At 72.2% G+C, this 19,493-nt stretch carries 19 protein-coding genes and 5 pseudogenes; 14 read left to right on the top strand and 10 right to left on the bottom strand.

The annotated features are described in order from the left end of the window. Positions 1 to 6: 6 nt before the first annotated feature. The 5 genes and pseudogenes from UK82_RS11915 to UK82_RS37410 form a co-directional block, all read left to right on the top strand. On the top strand, positions 7 to 573 hold the full coding sequence (locus UK82_RS11915; protein ID WP_055407201.1) for a methylated-DNA--[protein]-cysteine S-methyltransferase: 567 nt from the start codon (positions 7 to 9) through the stop codon (positions 571 to 573). Beyond that, a partial coding sequence (locus UK82_RS37400) for a 2OG-Fe(II) oxygenase (protein WP_396230526.1) occupies positions 570 to 1,156 on the top strand: 587 nt, incomplete at its 3' end. The genes UK82_RS11915 and UK82_RS37400, both read left to right, overlap by 4 nt. A 1-nt stretch (position 1,157) precedes the next feature. Then, positions 1,158 to 1,298, top strand: a pseudogene (locus tag UK82_RS37405) (2OG-Fe(II) oxygenase); the annotation flags it as partial. Between the two features lie 163 nt (positions 1,299 to 1,461). Next, positions 1,462 to 1,637: hypothetical protein (locus tag UK82_RS11925; protein ID WP_236705854.1), on the top strand; the 176-nt coding region annotated here is incomplete at its 3' end. 1 nt (position 1,638) lies between these two features. Continuing rightward, positions 1,639 to 1,725 (top strand): annotated as a pseudogene (locus tag UK82_RS37410) (hypothetical protein); the annotation flags it as partial. A gap of 307 nt (positions 1,726 to 2,032) precedes the next feature. On the opposite strand, the gene UK82_RS37415 reads toward UK82_RS37410, so the two are convergent. The 5 genes and pseudogenes from UK82_RS37415 to UK82_RS11940 form a co-directional block, all read right to left on the bottom strand. Continuing rightward, entirely contained in the window at positions 2,033 to 2,470 is a 438-nt protein-coding gene (locus UK82_RS37415) for a multicopper oxidase domain-containing protein (protein WP_236705855.1), read from the bottom strand. Between the two features lie 101 nt (positions 2,471 to 2,571). Beyond that, a pseudogene (locus UK82_RS37420) lies at positions 2,572 to 3,457 on the bottom strand (multicopper oxidase family protein); the annotation flags it as partial. Positions 3,458 to 3,738: 281 nt separating this feature from the next. Beyond that, the coding region (locus UK82_RS11935; RefSeq protein WP_236705829.1) for an RtcB family protein at positions 3,739 to 4,664 on the bottom strand (926 nt) is incomplete at its 5' end. Position 4,665: 1 nt separating this feature from the next. Continuing rightward, positions 4,666 to 4,953 (bottom strand): annotated as a pseudogene (locus tag UK82_RS37425) (RtcB family protein); the annotation flags it as partial. A 375-nt stretch (positions 4,954 to 5,328) separates the two neighbouring features. Continuing rightward, positions 5,329 to 5,835, bottom strand: coding sequence for a hypothetical protein (locus UK82_RS11940; RefSeq protein ID WP_173667269.1), 507 nt, complete (start codon positions 5,833 to 5,835; stop codon positions 5,329 to 5,331). Between the two features lie 434 nt (positions 5,836 to 6,269). Here UK82_RS11940 and UK82_RS11945 point away from each other — a divergent pair, with 434 nt between their 5' ends. From UK82_RS11945 to UK82_RS11955, 3 genes are all read left to right on the top strand, one after another. Then, a complete protein-coding gene (locus UK82_RS11945) occupies positions 6,270 to 7,463 on the top strand; it encodes a thiamine pyrophosphate-dependent dehydrogenase E1 component subunit alpha (protein ID WP_236705830.1) in 1,194 nt (397 codons plus the stop codon). A gap of 157 nt (positions 7,464 to 7,620) precedes the next feature. Then, the gene (locus tag UK82_RS11950; RefSeq protein WP_052680992.1) at positions 7,621 to 9,213 is read left to right on the top strand and encodes an aldehyde dehydrogenase family protein; all 1,593 of its coding nucleotides are present in this window, start codon (positions 7,621 to 7,623) and stop codon (positions 9,211 to 9,213) included. Between the two features lie 327 nt (positions 9,214 to 9,540). Continuing rightward, positions 9,541 to 10,002 carry an LppP/LprE family lipoprotein gene (locus UK82_RS11955; protein ID WP_313949807.1) on the top strand — a complete coding sequence of 154 codons (462 nt, stop codon included), beginning with the start codon at positions 9,541 to 9,543 and terminating at the stop codon, positions 10,000 to 10,002. A gap of 137 nt (positions 10,003 to 10,139) precedes the next feature. Here UK82_RS11955 and UK82_RS11960 read toward each other — a convergent pair whose 3' ends face one another. Both UK82_RS11960 and mce read right to left on the bottom strand, forming a co-directional pair. Then, complete coding sequence (locus UK82_RS11960) at positions 10,140 to 10,817, bottom strand: NAD(P)-binding oxidoreductase (RefSeq protein WP_044884038.1); 678 nt, start codon at positions 10,815 to 10,817, stop codon at positions 10,140 to 10,142. Positions 10,818 to 10,852: 35 nt separating this feature from the next. Next, a complete protein-coding gene (gene mce / locus UK82_RS11965; RefSeq protein ID WP_044884037.1) occupies positions 10,853 to 11,278 on the bottom strand; it encodes a methylmalonyl-CoA epimerase in 426 nt (141 codons plus the stop codon). 367 nt (positions 11,279 to 11,645) lie between these two features. On the opposite strand from mce, the gene UK82_RS11970 reads away from it, so the two are divergent. The 6 genes and pseudogenes from UK82_RS11970 to UK82_RS37440 form a co-directional block, all read left to right on the top strand. Then, complete coding sequence (locus tag UK82_RS11970) at positions 11,646 to 12,080, top strand: MerR family transcriptional regulator (RefSeq protein ID WP_041940731.1); 435 nt, start codon at positions 11,646 to 11,648, stop codon at positions 12,078 to 12,080. 375 nt (positions 12,081 to 12,455) lie between these two features. Continuing rightward, on the top strand, positions 12,456 to 13,013 hold the full coding sequence (locus UK82_RS11975) for a MerR family transcriptional regulator (protein WP_044884036.1): 558 nt from the start codon (positions 12,456 to 12,458) through the stop codon (positions 13,011 to 13,013). 212 nt (positions 13,014 to 13,225) lie between these two features. After that, the gene (locus UK82_RS11980; protein WP_052680980.1) at positions 13,226 to 13,936 is read left to right on the top strand and encodes an ATP-dependent Clp protease proteolytic subunit; all 711 of its coding nucleotides are present in this window, start codon (positions 13,226 to 13,228) and stop codon (positions 13,934 to 13,936) included. Next, positions 13,933 to 14,290, top strand: a 358-nt coding sequence (locus UK82_RS37430; RefSeq protein ID WP_236705831.1) for an ATP-dependent Clp protease proteolytic subunit, incomplete at its 3' end; no start/stop codon positions are given. The genes UK82_RS11980 and UK82_RS37430, both read left to right, overlap by 4 nt. Positions 14,291 to 14,292: 2 nt before the next feature. After that, positions 14,293 to 14,559: pseudogene (locus UK82_RS37435) on the top strand (ATP-dependent Clp protease proteolytic subunit); the annotation flags it as partial. Positions 14,560 to 14,738: 179 nt separating this feature from the next. Beyond that, positions 14,739 to 15,395: oxidoreductase (locus UK82_RS37440; RefSeq protein ID WP_396230527.1), on the top strand; the 657-nt coding region annotated here is incomplete at its 3' end. Positions 15,396 to 16,125: 730 nt separating this feature from the next. Here the strand turns inward: UK82_RS37440 and UK82_RS11995 are convergent. From UK82_RS11995 to UK82_RS12005, 3 genes are all read right to left on the bottom strand, one after another. Next, the gene (locus UK82_RS11995; RefSeq protein WP_044886116.1) at positions 16,126 to 17,211 is read right to left on the bottom strand and encodes an LLM class flavin-dependent oxidoreductase; all 1,086 of its coding nucleotides are present in this window, start codon (positions 17,209 to 17,211) and stop codon (positions 16,126 to 16,128) included. 27 nt (positions 17,212 to 17,238) lie between these two features. Next, positions 17,239 to 18,093: a helix-turn-helix domain-containing protein gene (locus UK82_RS42575; RefSeq protein ID WP_095212238.1), complete on the bottom strand. Its 855-nt coding sequence runs from the start codon at positions 18,091 to 18,093 to the stop codon at positions 17,239 to 17,241. Between the two features lie 70 nt (positions 18,094 to 18,163). Then, positions 18,164 to 19,342 (bottom strand): acetamidase/formamidase family protein, encoded by a 1,179-nt coding sequence (locus tag UK82_RS12005; RefSeq protein WP_055407119.1) that lies wholly within the window; start codon positions 19,340 to 19,342, stop codon positions 18,164 to 18,166. Positions 19,343 to 19,493 lie beyond the last annotated feature (151 nt).

Raw genomic sequence — 19,493 nt, forward strand, 5'->3', positions numbered from 1 at the left:
GCGGTGATGCTTTACACGACGTTGGCCAGCCCGGTGGGCGAGCTGCTGCTGGTGGGGGCCGCAACGGACCAGGCCCCCGGCGGGCTCGCCCTGGCCTCGCTGTCCATGCCGGGGCAGCGTGGCGCAGCGGTACCCGCGCCGCACTGGCGCCGCACCCCCGAACTCTTCGCCGCCGCCGCCGAGGAGATCGAGGAGTACTTCGCCGGTGAACGGCACGCGTTCACCCTCACCCTGCGGACCGGCGGCACCGGCTTCCAGGAGCGGGTGTGGCGGGCGTTGGAGGCGATTCCCTACGGCGCGACGATCAGCTACGGCCAGCTCGCCGCCCGCGTCGGAGTCGGGCGCGGCGAGGTGCGCGCGGTCGGCGCGGCGGTTGGTGCGAATCCGCTGCTGCTGGTACGACCCTGCCACCGGGTGATCGGCGCGGACGGCACGCTGCGCGGCTTCGCCGCCGGGCTGGACCGCAAGGAGTTCCTGCTGCGCCACGAGGGCGCGCTCGCACCGACGCTGGACCTCGCCGGCGAGGCCACCGCGGCGAGCGCACCGGCCGGCCCGGCCGTGGGGTTCGGATGACGGCACCGCAGCCGGTCGCCGGAGCCGAGGAGCGCGTACGGGCCATGGACTGGGCGGCGATCGGCGCGGAGCTGGATGCCACCGGCTGTGCCCTCGCCGGCGCGGTGCTCACCGGGACGCAGTGCCGCGACCTCGTGCGTCTGTTGGAGGAGCCCGCCCGCTTTCGGTCCACCGTGGACATGGGACGCCACCGGTTCGGGTCGGGGGAATACCGCTACTTCGATCAGCCACTTCCCCCGCCGGTCCGGGCCCTGCGCGCGGCGTTCTACCCGTTCCTGCTGCCCGTCGCCCGGCGGTGGGCCGCCCGGCTGGGCCGGTCCGCACCGTGGCCGGACACCCTCGACGCCTGGCTGGCCGACTGCCACCGCAGCGGGCAGTGCCTGCCCACGCCGCTGCTGCTGCGCTACCGGGCGGGCGACTGGAACGCGCTGCACCGCGACCTGTACGGCGAGCTGGTCTTCCCCCTGCAGGTCGTCATCGGCCTCGACACCCCCGGCGCGGACTACACCGGTGGCGAGTTCCTGCTCGTCGAGCAGCGCATGCGGGCCCAGTCCCGGGGCACCGCCCTCACCCTCCGGCGCGGNCATGCCCTGATCTTCACCACCCGGGATCGGCCGGTCCCCTCCGCGCGCGGCTGGTCCGCCTCGCCCATGCGGCACGGAGTCAGCACCGTCCGATCGGGCCGGCGTCACGCCCTCGGCCTGATCTTCCATGATGCCGCCTGATCGGACTCCCGGGTGCAGTCCGCGACGAGCGCGGGGCCGCAGCCGACCACCCGGGGCACGCCGACCACCCGGGCCAGGATGTGTCAGGGCTCCCAGCCGGGCATAGTCGACGTCGGCGTGCACCCCCTCGTGCGTGCCGGCCAGACGACGATCGGAGCGGCCGATGACCACCATCCAGGACCCTCACCTGTCGGCGATCCGCGACGTCGAGCCGGCGACGCACCAGGGCTGCGGCGAATGTCTGCGCACCGGCGGCCGCTGGGTACACCTGCGGCTCTGCCTGACCTGCGGCAACGTCGGCTGCTGCGACTCCTCGCCGGCGCGGCACGCCAGCGCCCANGCCGCCCACCACGGCCACCCCATCGTCCGCTCGTTCGAACCGGGCGAGGACTGGCGCTGGTGTTACGTCGACGAGGCGTTCGTCTGACGAGTCCCCAGGGCGGCCCGCCCCGCCCCCCAACACCGCCGCCGCACCGTAGATCAAGGACCGACGTGGATGCAGGTGGACCACTTGGAGGGTCTGGTCCTCCACCGGACCCAGGGTGGCGATGACCTGCCGGAAGCCGGCCAGGTGAAACGCCGCCCCCAGCTGGATGGCCTCGTCCCAGAGCCGCAGGCCGCCCTGCGCCGTCGAGCCACACCCTCGGTCTGATCTTCCACGATGCCGCCTGATCGCACCACGCCGTCGGGCGCATTCCTGCGGTCCTTCGTCGTGACGATCATCGTGCGGCGGCCTATCTCACGATCTGGAGGACGGCCATCATGCCCATGTCCTCGTGGTTGAGGATGTGGCAGTGCAGGACCGTCTTTCCGGTGAAGTCGGTGAAATGGATCCGCACGACCACCTCTCCCCGCGCGGGGAGGTTCACGGTGTCCTGCAGGCTCAGTGCGTGATGCGGTACGCCGTCGATGCTCATCACCTGGAAGCGGTTGGTGTGCACGTGGAAGGAGTGCTGCTCGTCGGATTCGTTGCGGATAGTCCATTCTTCGACCGTGTTGAGCCTGGACCGGATGTCGACCCGGTTTTCGTCGAAGGTCCGACCGTTGATGTAGAACTGGGTTCCGGTGCTCTTCTCCGAGAAGACGATGGTGTGGCGCGCGGCGATGGGAGCGCGGCTCAGGTCCACCCGTGTTCTCGGGTCGAAGGTGGTGGGCAACACCGCCGGTCGCATCGCCGGACCGCTGGAGACGACGGTGGCGAGGGTCTGTCGGGGAAAACTGTTGCCTGCCGGTCCGGTGCTGTATTCGAGGGTTTCCAGTGCGGTGCGGCCGNCCGGGCCGCCCTGCACGAGCACGTCATAGCGGGCGCCGGCCGGAATGACGAGAGAGTCCGCGGACCAGACCCGGGTGACGGGGCTCGCATCCTGCGTGATCACGTGGAACCGCTGCCCCGGCAGCCGCAGTCGGTAGTAGATGTTGGCGCTGATGTTGGCCAGCCGCCACAGCTGGGTCTCGCCCGGCCTGATCTGGATGGTCGGGTTCTGCTGGCCGTTGACCGTGCGGTTCGTCGCCGCTCCGATGTGCAGGTCCTCGGTCCGGATCGCGTCGCCCTGGACCTGGAAGTCCTTCAGGGCGACGACGTGCTCGGTGATGTGACGCAGATTCGGCGGCAGGTACCGCTGCAGGCCGTCGACGATGATGATTCCCGACATCCCTCCGGCGACCTGCGACGCGGCATGCGGATGCCCATGGGAATGGTACCAATAGGTCCCCGGCGTCAGGGTCCGAGGGAACTGGTATACGTAGTGGTACGTCTCGCCCGGATGGATGTGGATGAAGGCGTTGTCGGAGTTTCCGGCCGGCGACACGTGCAGCCCGTGGATATGCAGGTTCGTGTAAGGACGGACGCGGTTAACCATCGTCAGATCCAGCCGGTCACCCGGCCGGAATCGCAGCGTCGGCGGCATGTACAGGCCGTTGTAGGTCAGCGCCCACAGCCGGTGGCCGGCTAGCTCGACCTGGCGGCGCTCCACGACGATACGGACCCGCAGGACGCCGTCCTCACTCACGTATTGCGGCGGCTCCCGAAGCGGCTGTCCCGACGGCGGCGTGGGCGCCGCCGTCGGCACGGACATGCCCGGCTGATTGGCGCCGACCATCACAATGGCACCAATCAATGCCGCAATCGTGAGTCGTGCGGCTCGGTGTCGAGAAAGCATCACGCCCCCCAGCGGCGCACGCGGACGCCACCGCCCCGGTCGGATGTCGTCGGGATCGGTCGGATTGTTTTTACCCGACTTCGGCCACCGATAATCCGGGATGGACGGGACGGTCGAATCACCCGTGCGCGCGGACGGGTTGAAAGACCGACGTATGCGCTGATGCGAGCTGTTCCTCCCACATCGGTCGGGCGAGCCCGCCGAGGCACGTCCACGTTCGTCGGACACCCCCGCGGAGGCCGCCGTCCGATCCGACGGCCTCCGCGCACGTGGCGTGGAGGTCAGCCCTTCACGCAGAGGACGGCGTGCAACTGAGCGACGATCTCGACGAGGTCGCTCTGGCGGGCCAGGACGGTGTCGATGTCCTTGTACGCCGCGGGGATCTCGTCGAGAACGCCGGCGTCCTTGCGGCATTCCACCCCGCGGGTCTGGGCGGCGAGGTCGTCGACGGTGAACGTCCGGCGGGCCCGGTTGCGGCTCATCGTGCGGCCGGCGCCGTGGCTGGCGGAATGGAACGAGTCGGGGTTTCCCCGCCCGCGGACCAGGTAGGACCGGGTTCCCATCGAACCCGGGATGATGCCGTATTCCCCGTCCCGGGCCGAGATGGCGCCCTTGCGGGTGACGAGCACGTCGGCGCCGAAGTGGTGCTCCTCGGCCACGTAGTTGTGGTGGCAGTTCACGAGGGCGAAGTCGCGGTCGCCGGCATGCGGGCCGTCGGCCGGCGGGGTGGGCACGCGCAGCCCGGGCAGCGGGCCGCGCAGCGCCTCGACGGCGGCGGCGAGCATCAGGTCCCGGTTGCGCCGGGCGTACGTCTGCGCCCAGTCCAGGTCGTGGCGGTAGGCGGCCATCTCGGGGGTGCCGGCGAGGAACACGGCGAGGTCGCGGTCGGCCAGGCCGGCGTTGTGCTCGAGCTGCTTGGCGACGCGGATGTGGCCCTCGGCGAGCTCCTTGCCGACATTGCGCGAACCGGAGTGCAGCATGATCCAGACCGCGTCGTCGGTGTCCAGGCACACCTCGAGGAAGTGGTTGCCCGAGCCGAGGGTGCCGAGCTGGTTCATGGCCTTCGCCAGCCGCCCGGCCACGCGGGGGTGCAGCGCACCGAACGCGCTCCACAGGTCGTCCTGGCGCCGGGCCCGCGCGGTCGGCTCCCGGTGGCTGGTCATCCCGACCGGGACGGCCGCCTCCAGCGCGGCCCGCAGCGGACCGANATCGTCGGGCAGGTCGGCCGCGGTGAGGTTGGTCCGCGCCGCGGCCATCCCGCAGCCGATGTCGACCCCGACGGCGGCGGGGGAGACAGCGTCGCGCAGGGCGATGACGGAGCCGACCGTCGCGCCGTAGCCGAGGTGCACGTCGGGCATCACCGCGACGTGATGATGGATATAGGGCAGGGACGCGACATTGCGCAACTGGTCCAGCGCGGCGCTCTCGACCTCCTCGGGCCGAGTCCACAGCCAGATCGGATGCGCCGCTGCGCCGAGCGTTGCGACGGGGCTCATCGGATGGTTCCTCCGCTCGACGGGGGTGGGTACGTGCTGTTCACTTCTGGCCGACCGAACGCATTCATCGCGGCGGCCCGGAATCAGGGCCTCGCGTCGGAAGTTCCCCGTCCCGCCCGTCGCCGGAGGCGCTGGAACAAGCCGACGGATGGATTTCACCGGCCACGGCATCCCCGGCCTTGTGTATTCATGCAAGTTCCGCCGTGCCCTTGCCACCGTCTTCAGCGAAGGTGCTCGCCCGGTCCGGAAGTCCGCATCGAAACCGTTCCGCTCCGCCTGTTCAGGATGCCCGGTCCACGGCCGCCCGGCGAATGATTTTCCGGTCCCAGTTCGGCAGTCCGTCGGGTGGGGTCGGCGGGTCGACACATCGGCGGGTCAGCGCGGCGTGTCGCGGCCGCCGGCCGGTAGCAGGGGGGCGGCCCGCAGCAGGGCCAGCAGCGGCCGCAGGTCCTCGGGGACCGGCTCGGAGAAGGTCCGCACGGTGCGTCCGCCCTGCTGGTCGACCCGCGGGGCGCGGTCGACCTCGGGGGTGCGGTCGATCTCGGAGGTGTAGTCGATCTCGGGGGTGTAGTCGATCTCCAGGGTGTAGACAAAGCGGTCCGCGCCCCCGCCCCGTCCGTCGTCGGCCGGCTCGCCCCGCGGCGCGGCCCCGCCTGCGCCGCCTGTCCCGCCTGCGCAGCGTGTCCCGCCTGCGCCTCCTGCCCCGCCGGCCCGCCGGGCTGGCGCGCTGCCCGGTGAGACCGCTCCGCGCACCAGTTCGCGCAGCCGGGCGGCCTCCGGCTCGGGCAGATCGGCGCTGTCGAGCCCCCGCCGGACCGGCCGTCCCAGCAGCCCGCCGGACCGTTCCAACACCACCCGGACACGTTCCGCCTTGCCAGCCATGGGGCCATTGTGCGCCGACGCGGGCCGGCGACCACCCCGCATCGGGTGTCCACCGGTCCGGTCCGGCGGGCCGATCGGGCCGACCAGCGGGCCCCTTTCCGGTCGGTCGGACGGCCCTTGGTGGATCGCCGGCGGGCGGAGCTCAGGGCTGCGGCCGAAATGTTCTCCTAACCTGCGGGCGCCGTAACGGCCACTCGGGTTTCGGTCGAGTTCACAACGGTGACCGTTTCCTCTCGATGGTTTCCGATCGTAGGACGTCCTTGGAATCGGCGGGCCGCCGGCCGGGTAGGAGTACGACGTGAATGAAGCATGGGGATCCGGCGTTCTCGTCGAACCCGGACCGCGTACTCTCTTACCGGTATACCGGTCTTTTTTTCGATGGTTTCCGATCGTAGGACGTCCTGCGATCTTCCGGTGGGGGAGAGGTACTCGGTATGAATGTCGTACGCGGGCCGGGGCTGATCGCGGAGCGGCCGGCGCGGCCGGCACGGCCACCGGAACCGGCTGCGGCCGTCGCCGCACCCCCGGCGGTGCCGTCGCCACCACAGGAGCCGGCCGACTCCGGTGTGCGGTTGCTCGCGCCGGACGGCACCCGGGTCACCGACCCGCGCTTCGCCGTCCTCGCCGACCACGACCTGTGCCGGGAGTTCTACTCGTCGATGGTGCTGGCGCGCCGCCTGGACGAGGAGGCCACGGCCCTGCAACGCCAGGGTGAGCTGGTGCTCTGGATTCCGCTGCGCGGACAGGAGGCGGCGCAGGTCGGATCCGCGGCGGCGGTCCGGCCGCGCGACTTCATCTTCCCCAGCTACCGCGAGCACGCCGTCGCCTGGCACCGTGGGGTGCCGGCCGCCGAGGTCATCCGCCTGCTGCGCGGGGTGAGCCACGACGGCTGGGACACCGCGGAGCACAACATGGCCAACTACACGATCGTCCTCGCGTCGCAGACCCTGCATGCCGTCGGCTACGGCATGGGCATGGTGCTCGACGGCACGGTCGGCAGCGGCGATCCGGACCGCGACGGCGCCGTGCTGGTCTACCTCGGCGACGGCGCGATGAGCCAGGGCGACGCCAACGAGGCGTTCGTGTGGGCGGCGAGCTTCGGCGCCCCGGTGGTGTTCCTCTGCCAGAACAACCAGTGGGCGATCTCCACCCCGACCCGGCGGCAGTCGACGATGCAGCTGGCCCGGCGCGCCGACGGGTTCGGCTTCCCCGGCGTGCGCGTCGACGGCAACGACGTGCTCGCCATGCACGCCGTCACCACCTGGGCGCTCGAGCACGCCCGCGGCGGCGGTGGCCCGGTGCTCATCGAGGCCAACACCTACCGGATGGCGCCGCACACCACGTCGGACGACGCGACCCGGTACCAGCCGGCCGAGGAGCTCGCCGTCTGGCGGGCGCGGGACCCCATCGAGCGACTGCGGCTGCTGCTGGCCGCCGACGTGGCCGCCGGCTGGTTCGACGAGGTCCGCGAGCACGCCGACGACGCCGCCGCCGACCTGCGCCGAGCATGCCTCGCCATGGACCCGCCGGCCCCGGTGACCATGTTCGACAACGTGTACGCGGACGAGACGGCCGACCAGCGGGCCCAACGGGAATGGTTCACCGCCTACCGGGACTCCTTCCTGTAGTCGACCTCGGCCCACGGGCGACCTATCCTTGGTTCGAATGGGCTTCCCAGCAGGGAAGGTCCGTGACGACCCCGAAGGGCATGCGGTGCGACAGCCTGTGTCGACCTCGCCGGGTGAGCCGGGTGAGGTGGCTGGCCACGGGGCGCAGGCGGCGGAGGTGCCCGGCCAGCCGGCCGCGGCCGGCGCTTCGACCTCTCGTGCCGGCGCCGCCGCCGGCGTGCTCCCAGGCGCCGCGGCTGATCTGGCCGCGGCTGCCGACTCGACGTTCGCCTCCACGAACCCGGTCACCGGCGCGGTCGTCGGCCACTTCCCGGTGTGCTCCCCGCGGCGGGTCTCGGCCGCGGTGGCGGCGGCCCGCGACGCCGCCCCCTGGTGGGCCGGGCTCGGCGCCGCCGCGCGCCGCGATCACCTGCTGCGCTGGGCGGCTCACCTCGCCCGCCACGACCGGGAGCTCGTCGAGCTCCTGCATGCGGAGAACGGCAAGACCGCAGCCGACGCCCGCATCGAGCTGCTGCTCACCCTGGAGCACATCCGCTGGGCGGCGCGCCACGCCGGGCGGGTGCTGCGGACGCGTCGGGTCCTGCCCGGCCCGTTCCTGGCCAACTACACCGCCCGGGTGGAGTACCGCCCGCTCGGGGTCGTCGGGGTGATCGGTCCCTGGAACTACCCGCTGCTGACTCCGGTCGGCTCGATCGCCTACGCCCTCGCCGCCGGCAACCCGGTGGTGTTCAAGCCCAGCGAGTACACCCCGGCGCTGGGCAGTCGGCTGGCGCAGTCCTTCGCCGCAGCGAACCCGGACGCCCCCGCCGGTGTGCTGGGCGTGGTCACCGGGTTCGCCGACACCGGCGCCGCGCTCTGCGCCGCGGGCGTCGACAAGATTGCCTTCACCGGTTCCGCGGCCAGCGGCCGCATGGTCATGGCGACCTGCGCGCAGTCGCTGACCCCGGTCGTCATCGAGTGCGGCGGCAAGGATCCGTGCATCGTCGCCGACGACGCCGACGTGGTCGCCGCCGCCCGGGCGGCCGTCTGGGGGGCGATGGCGAACGCCGGGCAGACCTGCGCCGGCGTCGAACGGATCTACGTCACCGCGGCCGTCGCCGAGCAGTTCCTCGCCGAGGTCCGCCGGGCTCTGGCCGCGGTGCGGCCGGGGGACGGTCCCGGCGCCTCCTACGGCCCGATGACGATGCCCGGCCAGGCCGCCGTCGTGCGCCGCCACGTTTCCGACGCGCTGGCCCGCGGCGCGACGGCCCTGCTCGGCGGCGTCGACGCGGTGGGCGAGACGTTCATCGCCCCGATCGTCCTCGTGGACGTCCCCGAGGACAGCCCCGCCGTGCAGGAGGAGACCTTCGGTCCCGTTGTCACCGTCCGTACCGTCGCCGACGTCGACGAGGCCGTCGCCCTGGCCAACGGCACCCCGTACGCGCTGGGGGCGACCGTGTTCTCCCGCCACCGCGGCGACGAGATCGCCCGCCGGCTCGACGCCGGCATGGTGTCCGTCAACGCCGTACTCTCCTTCGCCGGGATTCCCGCCCTGCCCTTCGGCGGCAGCGGCGAGAGCGGGTTCGGCCGGGTGCACGGCGCCGAGGGGCTGCGCGAGTTCGCCCGCCCCCGCTCGGTGGCCACGCTGCGTCTGCCGCTGCCCGGCATGACGCTGACCACCTTCCAGCGCCCGCCCGGGCTGCTGGCCGCGGTGAGCTGGGTCGCCGGCCGCCGCCACGGCCGCGGCCCGTCCGCCCGCCGCGGTCGCTGACCCGAGGCTCGCGTCCCGAGGCTCGCGTCCCGAGGCTCGCGTCCCGAGGCTCGCGTCCCGAGGCTCGCGTCCCGAGGCCCGAGGCCCGAGGCCCGCGTCCCGAGACAGCCCGTTCCGAGGCCCGCGTCCCGAGAAGCCCGTTCCGAGACAACCCGTCCCGCGAGGCCGGACTGGCCGGCTGCCGGGCGATTGCGGTCGAACCGGGCGACATAGCGCCCATAGACCCTGCCGGGGCGGCGGCCGTCGAAGAGGGCATCTAGCGTGGTCGGGTCAACACGGAACTTGGGGGGTCTCATGACTCTACGTCGCGGACTTGCCGTTTCAGTGATGATCGGTGCACTCGTACTGGTAGGCGGACTCGCTGGCAGCGCCTCGGCCGCGCCGAGTGCGGCGGGAGCGCCCGCGCTCAGCGTCGCGAAGGCGTCGTCGGTCGTGCGCGCCGCCGGTTACACGCCGATCTCGCTGGGCGGCTTCGACCAAAACAGCGATCTCAGTGTGATCGTCGGGCTGCGCTCGACCTCCGCGGACGGGCACCCGCAGCGGGCGTTCTTCTTCCACCGCGGGGCGTACATCGGCAACGACGCGCAGCAGTCGAGCGCGACGATCCGCTGGATCTGGTCCACCGACCGCGTGGTGGCTCTGCAGTACGACCTGTACAAGCCGGGCGATCCGATGTGCTGCCCGACCGCCGGCGGGGCCACCGTCCGCTACCAGTGGAACGGCTCGTCGGTGACGCCGCTCGACCCGATCCCGAGCGCCGCCTTCGCTGCCCCGGCGGGCCGCCGCTGACCGTTCTCCGGTGCCCGCGGCGCGCCAGCCCCGTGGGTGCCTTGCCCTTCCAGAGGGATGAATCGGACACGGAACCCCCTGGAAGGGCAAGGCAAGGGGCGGCGAGGCCGGACGCGCTGGTGGTGCCGGCGCCTGCTTCAGGCGTGGCGCCCGGGTCCGGCGGAGGTGAGCTCGGCGACTGCCCGCGCCACCGGCGTCTCGCCGCTGACCAGCCCGGCGGTGATCCCGGCCGTGCCGGCGGTGGTGAGCAGGGCGGCGAGCACCGCGGCCACATCCGCGCGGGAGATCTCCCCGCGGTCCACCCCGGCGGCGAGCCGCACCCGGCCGGTCGGGTCGTCGTCGGTCAGCCGGCCCGGGCGGACGATGGTCCAGTCCAGATCGCGGCCGCGGATCGCCTCTTCGGCCGCGGCCTTGGCCCGCAGGTAGGCCGCGAACACCGCGTCTGTGCCCGGTGGCGGCGGTCCGTCGACGCCGACCGAGGAGACCAGCAGGTAGCGACGGACCCCGGCGAGTTGCGCCGCGTCGGCGAGCAGTACCGCCGCGGCCCGGTCGACGGTGTCCTTGCGGGCCGCGCCGCTACCCGGTCCCGCGCCGGCCGCGAAGACGACGGCGTCCGCGCCGCGCACGTGCTGCGCCAATGCCGCGGCGTCGATCGACTCCAGGTCGGCGACGACGGGCTCGGCGCCCGCCGCGCGGACGTCGTCGCGCTGGTCGGGGTTGCGGATCAGTCCGATCACCGTCGCGTCCTGCCCGCGTAGCCGGCGGCTTAGCAGCCGGGCGATCCGGCCGTGTGCCCCCGCGATCACGATCCGCACCCGTTGCTCCTCCCAGCCGTTCCGCGCCCGTCGGCTCAGTGTCCCTCTGCGGCCTCGACCAGCTCGGTGAGCACCCCGCCGAGCCCCTTGGGATGGACGAAGGCGATCCGGCTGCCGGCGGTGCCGTGCACCGGCGTGGAGTTGACCAGGTCGAAGCCGGTGGTGGTCAGCGCGGCCAGGGCGCTGTCGATGTCGGCGACGCCGTAGGCGATGTGGTGGATGCCGGGGCCCCGCTTGGCCAGGAACTTGCCCACCGGGCTGTCCTCGCGCAGCGGCTCGAGGAGCTGGACGTAGGAGTTGCCGGCCTCGCCGCTGTGTACCAGCAGCATCGCCTCGCGCACGCCCTGGCGGTCGTTGTCCTCCTGGTGCACGACCTTGAGGCCGAACGCCTCCTCGTAGCGCGGAATCGCCTCGGCCAGTGAAGCCACCGCGATTCCGACATGGTCGATCCTGGTCAGCACAACGCTCTCCCTGCTCCGCCGGCCCGGCGGCTGGATCCTGCCGATGATGGCGGCCGAGACGGGCGGCGTCCGGGCTCGGCTCCGCCGCCGAGCTCCGCCCCGCCGCAGACCTCGGCCTCGAGGAAGAGAGTGCCCGTTCGCGATCCCCGCGTCGACCGATGCGGGCAGGTGGCGCAGGTGACGGCGGTCGCGGTGGGTCCGCGGACGCCCGCCCGGCCGGGGTGTCACCTTCCGCACCGGGTCGGAGGATCGTCCGAGGGCGCACGGTGGGCCGAAGCGACCCGTATCGGCCCGCTGTCCGGAACGTCGTAGAGTCGTCTGTTATCAGCCTTGCTCCCGGCGTCGAGCCACTAACGTGAGGGTCACCTTGTCCACGACGCGTCGCGATCCATCCGCGCTCCGTGCGGCCCGCGGAACCACGTATCAGATAGGTGAGGTGGCCGAGCGGGTCGGGCTCTCGTTGCGCACGGTCCGGTACTACGAGGAGGCCGGGCTGCTCACGACCGCCGGCCGTACCCCCGGCGGATTCCGCCTTTACGGCGACGAGGCCGTCGACCGGCTGTTGGTCATCAAGAAGATGAAATCCCTCGGGTTCACCCTCGAGGAGATGCGCTCGCTGCTGTCCGTCCGCGACGAGTTGTCTGACCCGAAGATCTCCGATGCCCGTCGGGCCGAGCTGCGCGAGTTGCTGCGCACCTGGGTCGTGCTGGCCGAGGAGAAGCTCGCCACCCTGCGCCAGCAGGCCGGCGTTGCCGAGGACTTCGTCATCGGCCTGCACGGCGACGCCGACCGGTCAGCCTGACCCAGCGCTAGGCGTCCCCTCCGGCCGGCGGCTGCGCCTGGGCGTGTCGTGCCAGGTCACCGGCTACGGTAGGTCGGTGGGGCACATCAGCCCGCCGGGCCTGCCGGCTACGCGAGGTGACGGAGCAGGCTCTGTCGTCTGCTGCCCGGCCCCGGTTTCGCCGTGTTCGGAGAGTCTGCCGACGCTCGCCGTGGTCCCGCCCCGCTCCGGCAGGGAGGGGCGCGCGTGGGGGCCTCGGGAAGCCGGATCCGCAGGGGACGCGCGGTCGGTCAGGGATTACCAGATCTTTACCGCTTGTGTGTAGCCGCGGATTGCCCACGCGTAGACGCTAGATATCTGAACACCAGCCGCCGAGCTCACCTGATAAGGGTTGAATTGTCCACAACCAGCAGCGCCAGGTCTTCCGCCGACGCCCGCGACGGGCGCTACGAGATCGGCGACGTCGCCACCCTGGTGACCTTGTCCCTGCGTACCGCCAGGTTCTACGAGGAGGCCGGCCTTCTTGTCGCCGTGGGCCGCTCGGAGGGTGGTTTTCCACTCTATGACGACGATGCCCTCGATCGATTCTTTCTGATCAAGAAGATGAAGCCGCTGGGTTTCACGGTGGAGGAGATGCGCTCGCTGCTTACCCTGCGTGAGCGGATCACGCAGCCGGGGCTGCCTCCTCAGTTGCGCGCCGAGCTGCACGACCGGCTGCAGACCTGGGTCAGCCTGGCCGAGGAGAAGCTCGCCTCGCTGCAGGAGCAGGTCCGTCTCGCCGAGGACTTCATGATCGGCCTGCGGGACGACACGGCCCGGTCGCTGCGGACCGACGGCGACGCGGGCGGGCCCGACCGCGGCGGTCCGGCCCCGGGACTCGCCGGCGGTCGGCTGGACCTGGACGACTCGTTCCTCGACTTCCTCGACGACCCGCTCGGCGGCGACGACCGCTGACGCGCGGGGCGCGGGGCGCGCTGGCCGCGGTGGGGACCGGCGCCGCGGCCTGGCCGCGTCCTGGCCGCGTCCTGTCTGCGGCCTGTCTGCCATGAGCAGATCTGCCGCAGGCAGACCGCCGGTCCGGCGGCGGCTTTCCCGGTGACCCTGGAAGGGCCGGCCCCTCGTCGTACGCGACGAGTCCCGACCCGGTCGGCGGGAGGACACGTTTCATGATCGAGATATCGACGGCGCACGCGGGGCCCGGCCTCGGCCGGCCGCGAAGCCCGATCGCCCAGGCCGCCGGCGCCGGCACCGCCGACGACCAGGTGTTCGGCCGGCTGCTGGAGAACCGCATCGTCTTCCTCGGCGCAGTGGTGGAGGACGCCGTCGCCAACGCGATCAGCGCGAAACTGCTGCTGCTCGCCGCGGAGGACCCGACCTCCGACATCCACCTCTACATCAACTCGCCGGGTGGTTCGGTGAGCGCCGGCATGGCGATCTACGACACGATGCAGTACGTCGGCAACGACGTGGCCACCGTCGCGCTCGGCTTCGCCGGGTCCATGGGCCAGTTCCTGCTCTGCGCCGGCGCCGCGGGCAAGCGGTACGCCCTCCCGCACGCGCGGATCATGATGCACCAGCCGCACGGCGGCATCGGCGGCACGGCCGCGGACATCTCCATCCAGGCCGAGCAGATGCTGTACACGAAGCGGACGCTGCAGCAGCGCATCGCCTTCCACAGCGGGCAGACCGTCGAGCAGATCGAGGCCGACTCCGACCGCGACCGGTGGTTCACCGCCGAGGAGGCCCGCGACTACGGGCTGGTCGACCACGTCGTCGAGCGGGTCGACCAGGTGCCCAGCGGTGTCGGCGGCGCCGGCATCGGCCTACGCCGCGCGGCCGGCCGCACCGGCTTCGGCCCGGCGGGGGGTGCCCGATGAGCGCCGCCCGCCACGTCCTGCCCAACATCGTGGAGCGGACGTCGCGCGGCGAGTACTCGATGGACCCGTACTCGAAGCTGCTCAAGGAGCGGATCGTCTTTCTCGGCGTGCAGATCGACGATGTGTCGGCGAACGACGTGATGGCGCAGTTGCTGTTCCTGGAGTCGGAGGATCCGGACCGGGACATCTCGATCTACATCAACTCGCCGGGTGGGTCGTTCACGTCGTTGACGGCGATCTACGACACGATGCAGTTCGTGCGGCCGGACATCTCGACGATCTGCATGGGGCAGGCGGCGTCGGCGGCGGCGGTGCTGCTGGCGGCGGGGACGCCGGGCAAGCGGTTCGCGCTGGNNAACAGCCGGATCCTGATCCATCAGCCGTCGGCGCAGGGGGAGGGCCAGTCGTCCGACCTGGAGATCCAGGCCCGCGAGATCCTGCGCGTCCGCGCCCTGCAGGAGACCCTGCTCGCCCGGCACACCGGCCGCAGCGAGACGGAGATCCGCCGCGACACCGAACGCGACAAGATCTTCAGCGCCACCGAGGCCCGCGCCTACGGCCTCATCGACGACGTCATCACCAGCCGCAAGGCGACGACGCCCCGCATCTCCGGCGCCGCCTGACCTCGACCCGGTGATCCGATCGCTGAGAATCCCACCAGGTCGGATCACCGGGTCGTGCGCGGAATCCATGTTTCCAGGTCGATCGTAGGCTGGGGTGACAGGCGCTTGAGAGGGACCGTTCGTTCGACGACCGCGGAATCTGGTAGTGGTACGGATCATCGCGCAGTGGAATGTGTGCCATGAGGCTGCTCGTCCTGGGTGGCACCGCCTGGCTCGGCCGGGCCGTGGCCGAGGCGGCGCGCGACGCGGGCGACAGCGTGGTGTGCCTGGCTCGTGGTGAGTCGGGTGACGCCGCCGAGGGCGTGCAACTGGTTCGCGGTGATCGTCGCGATCCGGCCAGCTACGATCTCCTCCCGGGCGAGTTCGACGCGGCGGTGGACGTGTCTCGCCAGCCTGGGCACGTGCGTAGCGCGGCCGCGGCACTGGAGCCGCGCTGCTCGCACTTCATCTTCGTGTCCACCGGCAATGTGTACGCCGACCCGTCCGCGCTGCGGAAAACCGTCGACGCTCCCCTGCTGGAGCCGCTTGCCGGCGACGTCATGGCCACCATGGCCGACTACGGTCCCGCGAAAGTGGCGTGTGAACAGGTCGTGGCCGACGCGTTCGGGTCGTCCCGTCTGTTGATCGCTCGCTCCGGTCTGATCGGCGGACCTGGTGACTGGTCAGGACGGACGACCTACTGGCCCTCACGGTTCGCGGCCCCGTCGCATCCGGATGGTCGGGTACTTGTACCGGATGCACCGAACCTCATGACGCAAGTCATCGACGTGCGTGATCTCGGGTTCTGGCTGGTCGACTCCGCGCGCCAGCATCGCGCCGGAACTGTGAACGCGACCNGCGACTCGATTCCCTTCGAGGAGCACATCGCTCTCACCCGCGAGATCACGGGCCACCGCGGGTCACTCGTGCGGGCCGCTCCCGACTGGCTCGACCGGCACGGTGTGCGGACCTGGTCCGGGCCGACATCGCTGCCCTTGTGGCTGCGGCAACCCGACTATTCCGGGTTCAACGATCTCGACAACACCACGGCGCGTGCTCACGGTCTGGTCAGCCGGCCGCTGGCGGAAACACTGCTCGACGGACTCCGCGCACCGCCCGCACAACCGGTAGCAGGTCTTACCGACGACGAAGAACGCTCCCTGCTCGACGCCTGGGACGCGCAGAAGGCCACCCGAGGCTAGTGCAGCCGCTCATAGGTCCCTTTCCGGTGTGCGGTGACGGCCTGTGATGTCAGACGGCGTTCGTCTCGCCGCCGGATGGTTCGCCGGAACCGCCTCGCGAGAGGTGTGCGTGGGAGCGGAGCCACGTGGTTGTTCTGTATGGATAAATCGGACGCTGAACCGTATAGAAGGACCACGGTGGCGGCTCTCCCACGCATCCGCCCCGAACCGCGAGCCGTCGCCCCCATAGCGACCCTCGCAGCCACACGGCGACGTCACGCAGCGCGAAAGGCTGGACGGGAAGCGGACTTCCGAGGCGCTGCACTAGTGTGCCGAGTCGTTGATCCACTTGCGGATGTCCGCTTCGAGTTCGACAGCGGACCGGGATCCTGCTGCGGGAGGCTGGTCAGCCGGCGACCGCAGCCTCGGCGGCCCCGGGCAGGACCGGCGCCCAGGGCCACGGCGGGTCGGGGATGCTCCGGCGCAGCGCCGGGGCGACCTCGGACTGGAACAGTTCCAGGCTCGCCCGGTGCTCGGCGGCGGGCAGGCCGCCGGCCTCGGCGTGCAGGTGCAGCACACTGTGGCCGAACTGCTCGTGGTAGCGGTGCACCTTGTCGACGATCTGCTGGGGGCTGCCGATCAGCGCGGAGCTGCGTTCGATGAAGTCCTCGAGCGTCGGGAAGACCGGTTCCATCCCCATCGAACGCTGGAAGGCGAGCTGCCCGGCGAACACCGGCGCGTAGGCGGCGACGGCGTCCTGGGAGCGGGGGGCCACGTGGAAACCGGCCGTGCCGGCGCCGACCGCGGCCAGCGCCGGGTCGTGGCCGTACTCTGCCCAGCGCTGCCGGTAGTAGTGGACCAGTTCGGCGTAGGGTTCGATCGGGTTGGTGACGTTGGCGGAGAACAGGGGATCGCCGTAGCGGGCGGCGAGGTCGACCGATTCCCGGCTGGTGGCGCTGCCGTGCCAGACCCGGATCGGCTGCTGGAACGGGCGCGGCCAGACCTCGGCCTCGTGCAGCGCGGGCCGGTAGCGCGGCTGCGCGGTGATCGTGTCCTGCCGCCAGATCTGCCGGAACAGCTCGTAGGACTCGGCGTTGCGATCCCACTGGTCCTCGGGGGTGACGTCGAACAGTTCCCGCTGCGCCGTGCCGTTGCCCTTGCCGATGATCAGTTCGAGGCGGCCGTCGGAGAGGTTGTCGAGGGTGGCGTAGTCCTCGTAGGCGCGCACCGGGTCCAGCAGGCTCAGGGTCGTCACCGCGGTGAACAGCCGGATGCGCGAGGTACGCGCCGCGAGGTGGCTGAGCACGACCGGCGGCGAGGAGGAGATGAACGGCCGCTCGTGCCGCTCACCGACGCCGAACCCGTCGAAACCCAGCTCCTCGGCGAGCACCGCGCTGTCGACGACCTCGCGCAACCGGTCCCGGGTCGACGGCGTGACGCCGGTGACCGGGTCCGGCCGATGGACGATCAGGGTGATGACCAGGAACCGCATGGTGCCTCCCCGGGGAGTGGTCGACGGTCAGCGTGTGGAGGCGACCGAGACTGATCGCCGGGTGGTCCGCCCGGCCCGCCCGGCGGGGTACCGCGGGCTCGCGGTAGGGCAGGTCCGGCCGGCCGGCGCGGGGCGACCGCGGCGGGAGGCGCGGATCTCTCCGGCGGCGGGCTGGTGGAAGGATCGGCGGGCGAACCGCGCGCCGGCTGGGACCACGATCCGGCCGGCGCCGAGGACCGCCTCGAACCCCGCCGAGAACCCCAGGTTCGGGGACACGCCGTGCTGGTGCGCCGGGGAGTCGAGCACCGGGAGCGCACCGGCGCCGTCCCAGGCCGCCGAGACGTCCACCGCGGGCCGGCCGCCCATCGCGATGGGGCCGCTCACCCCCATGGCGCCGCCCATTGCGATCGGGCTGCCGACTGCCATGGGGCCGCCAACCGCGACAGGGCCGCCAACTGCCATGGAGCCGCCAACTGCCATGGAGCCGCGAATTTCGAGGGGGCCGCCGGTGGCGGCACGGGGCTCGAACGGTCGCGCCAGCCCCGTCGGGGCCGGGACGCCGAGGTGGGCCGTGACCGGCCCGGCGACCTCGGACGCCGGCGCGGCCGGCACGGCGGGGGCGATCTCGGGCTCGATGCGGGCGAGTTCGAGGCGCACCTCGTCGAGCAGGTCCGTCAGGCGCACGCCAAGCGCGCGGCAGATCGCCGCGAGGATCTCCGAGGAGGCCTCCTTGCGACCCCGCTCGATCTCGGACAGGTACGGCATCGACACCAGCGCCGCCGCGGCGACGTCGCGCAGGGTGCGCTGCTGGGCCAGCCGGCGGCGCCGCAGCGCCCGCCCGATCAGCCCGCGTAGCAACGGGACCTCGACCTGCTCGGCCATCGCCACCCGGACCACCCTCCGACGCCCGCGGAACCGCTCAGAAGCCGAGGGTATCCGTTGCGGCGTCGTCTCATCCGCCGATGTCGCCGTCCGGTCCGCCCAGCCCGTCCGGCCCGTCCGGCCCGCCCAGCCCGTTCGCTTCGTCCAGCCCGTTCGCTTCGTCCAGCCCGCGCAGGTCGTCGCGACGAATGCAGCAGTGCACGCCGACGACTTGGTCGACCACCTGGCTCACCGCGAAGTCGCCGGCGGCGCTGAGGTAGGCGAGGGCGACGTGCGGCGGCAGCGCGAACCGTTCGCCCAGGAATGCCACGGCGTTGCGGGTGGCCGCGCGCATCGCCGCGCCGAGGTCCGGGTCGAGCCCGGCGACGATGTGCAGCGCGTCGGTCTGCGCCCACGGTGCGCTCAGGGCGCGGGCGGTGCGGCGCACCGTCTCGTCGGAGCGCACGGTCAGCCGCAGCAGGGCACGCAGCGGCGCCTCGAACGCGGTGAGCGCCACCTCCCCGTCGCCCTGGGCGAAGTGCGGATCCCCGGCGTAGAACAGCGCGTCCGGGACCTGGACGGGCAGGTAGAGACGGGCGCCGACGCCGAGGTGGCGGATGTCGAGGTTGCCGCCGTGCGGGCCGGGTGGCACCGAGTGGACCGGGTCGGTCGTCGCGGCCGCCACCCCCATGATTCCGAGGAAGGGACGCAGCGGGAAACGGATCTGTCGGCCGTCGCCCACGGGCAGCACCCCGGACTCGCCCCGGGTGTGCGCGACCAGGCACACCGGCGGCACCGCGGCCCCGGCCGGCAGGCCCGGCGGCGCGATCGGCATCTCGCCGGGCAGCGCCCCCCGCCCGTGCCGGTTGCTGATCACCCCGTAGGGAGCCCGGCGGACCAGGTCGAGCACCTCGACCTCCAGGACATCGCCCGGTCGGGCCCCGCGCACGGCCACCGGGCCGGTGACGACGTGCGGGCCGGCGACGTCGGGCTGGTGGCGCCGGCCGCTGCCCGCCAGCGCCAGCACGTCGTCGAGCAGCGCGTCGGTCGGGATGCCCGCGGCGCCGAAGAAGGTCCGCGGGTCGCCGCCCTGGTCGGCGAGCAGACCCTCGTGGCTGATCGTGTCGATCCGGATGGCCTGCCCGGACGGCACGGTCAGCACCGGTCGGCTCGCCGCGTTCGGCAGCAGCCCCCACCAGACCTCGTCCGGCCGGGCCGGCAGGTACGTCTCGCCCGCGGTAATCCCGACCCCGCTGTGCAGAACGGTCACGGGCCGGCACGCTGCCACACCCCGGTGTCGGTCTCGTTACCGTGCCACGCGGTCACCGGCCCGCCGCCTGCGGTGTGACCAGCGCGTCCGTCCCGCGAACGGCGAGGCGTGGTCCACCCCGGGCGCCACCACGACGCAACTGGCCGGTAAT

The organism is Frankia sp. ACN1ag, from assembly GCF_001414035.1.
Taxonomy (GTDB): domain Bacteria; phylum Actinomycetota; class Actinomycetes; order Frankiales; family Frankiaceae; genus Frankia; species Frankia torreyi.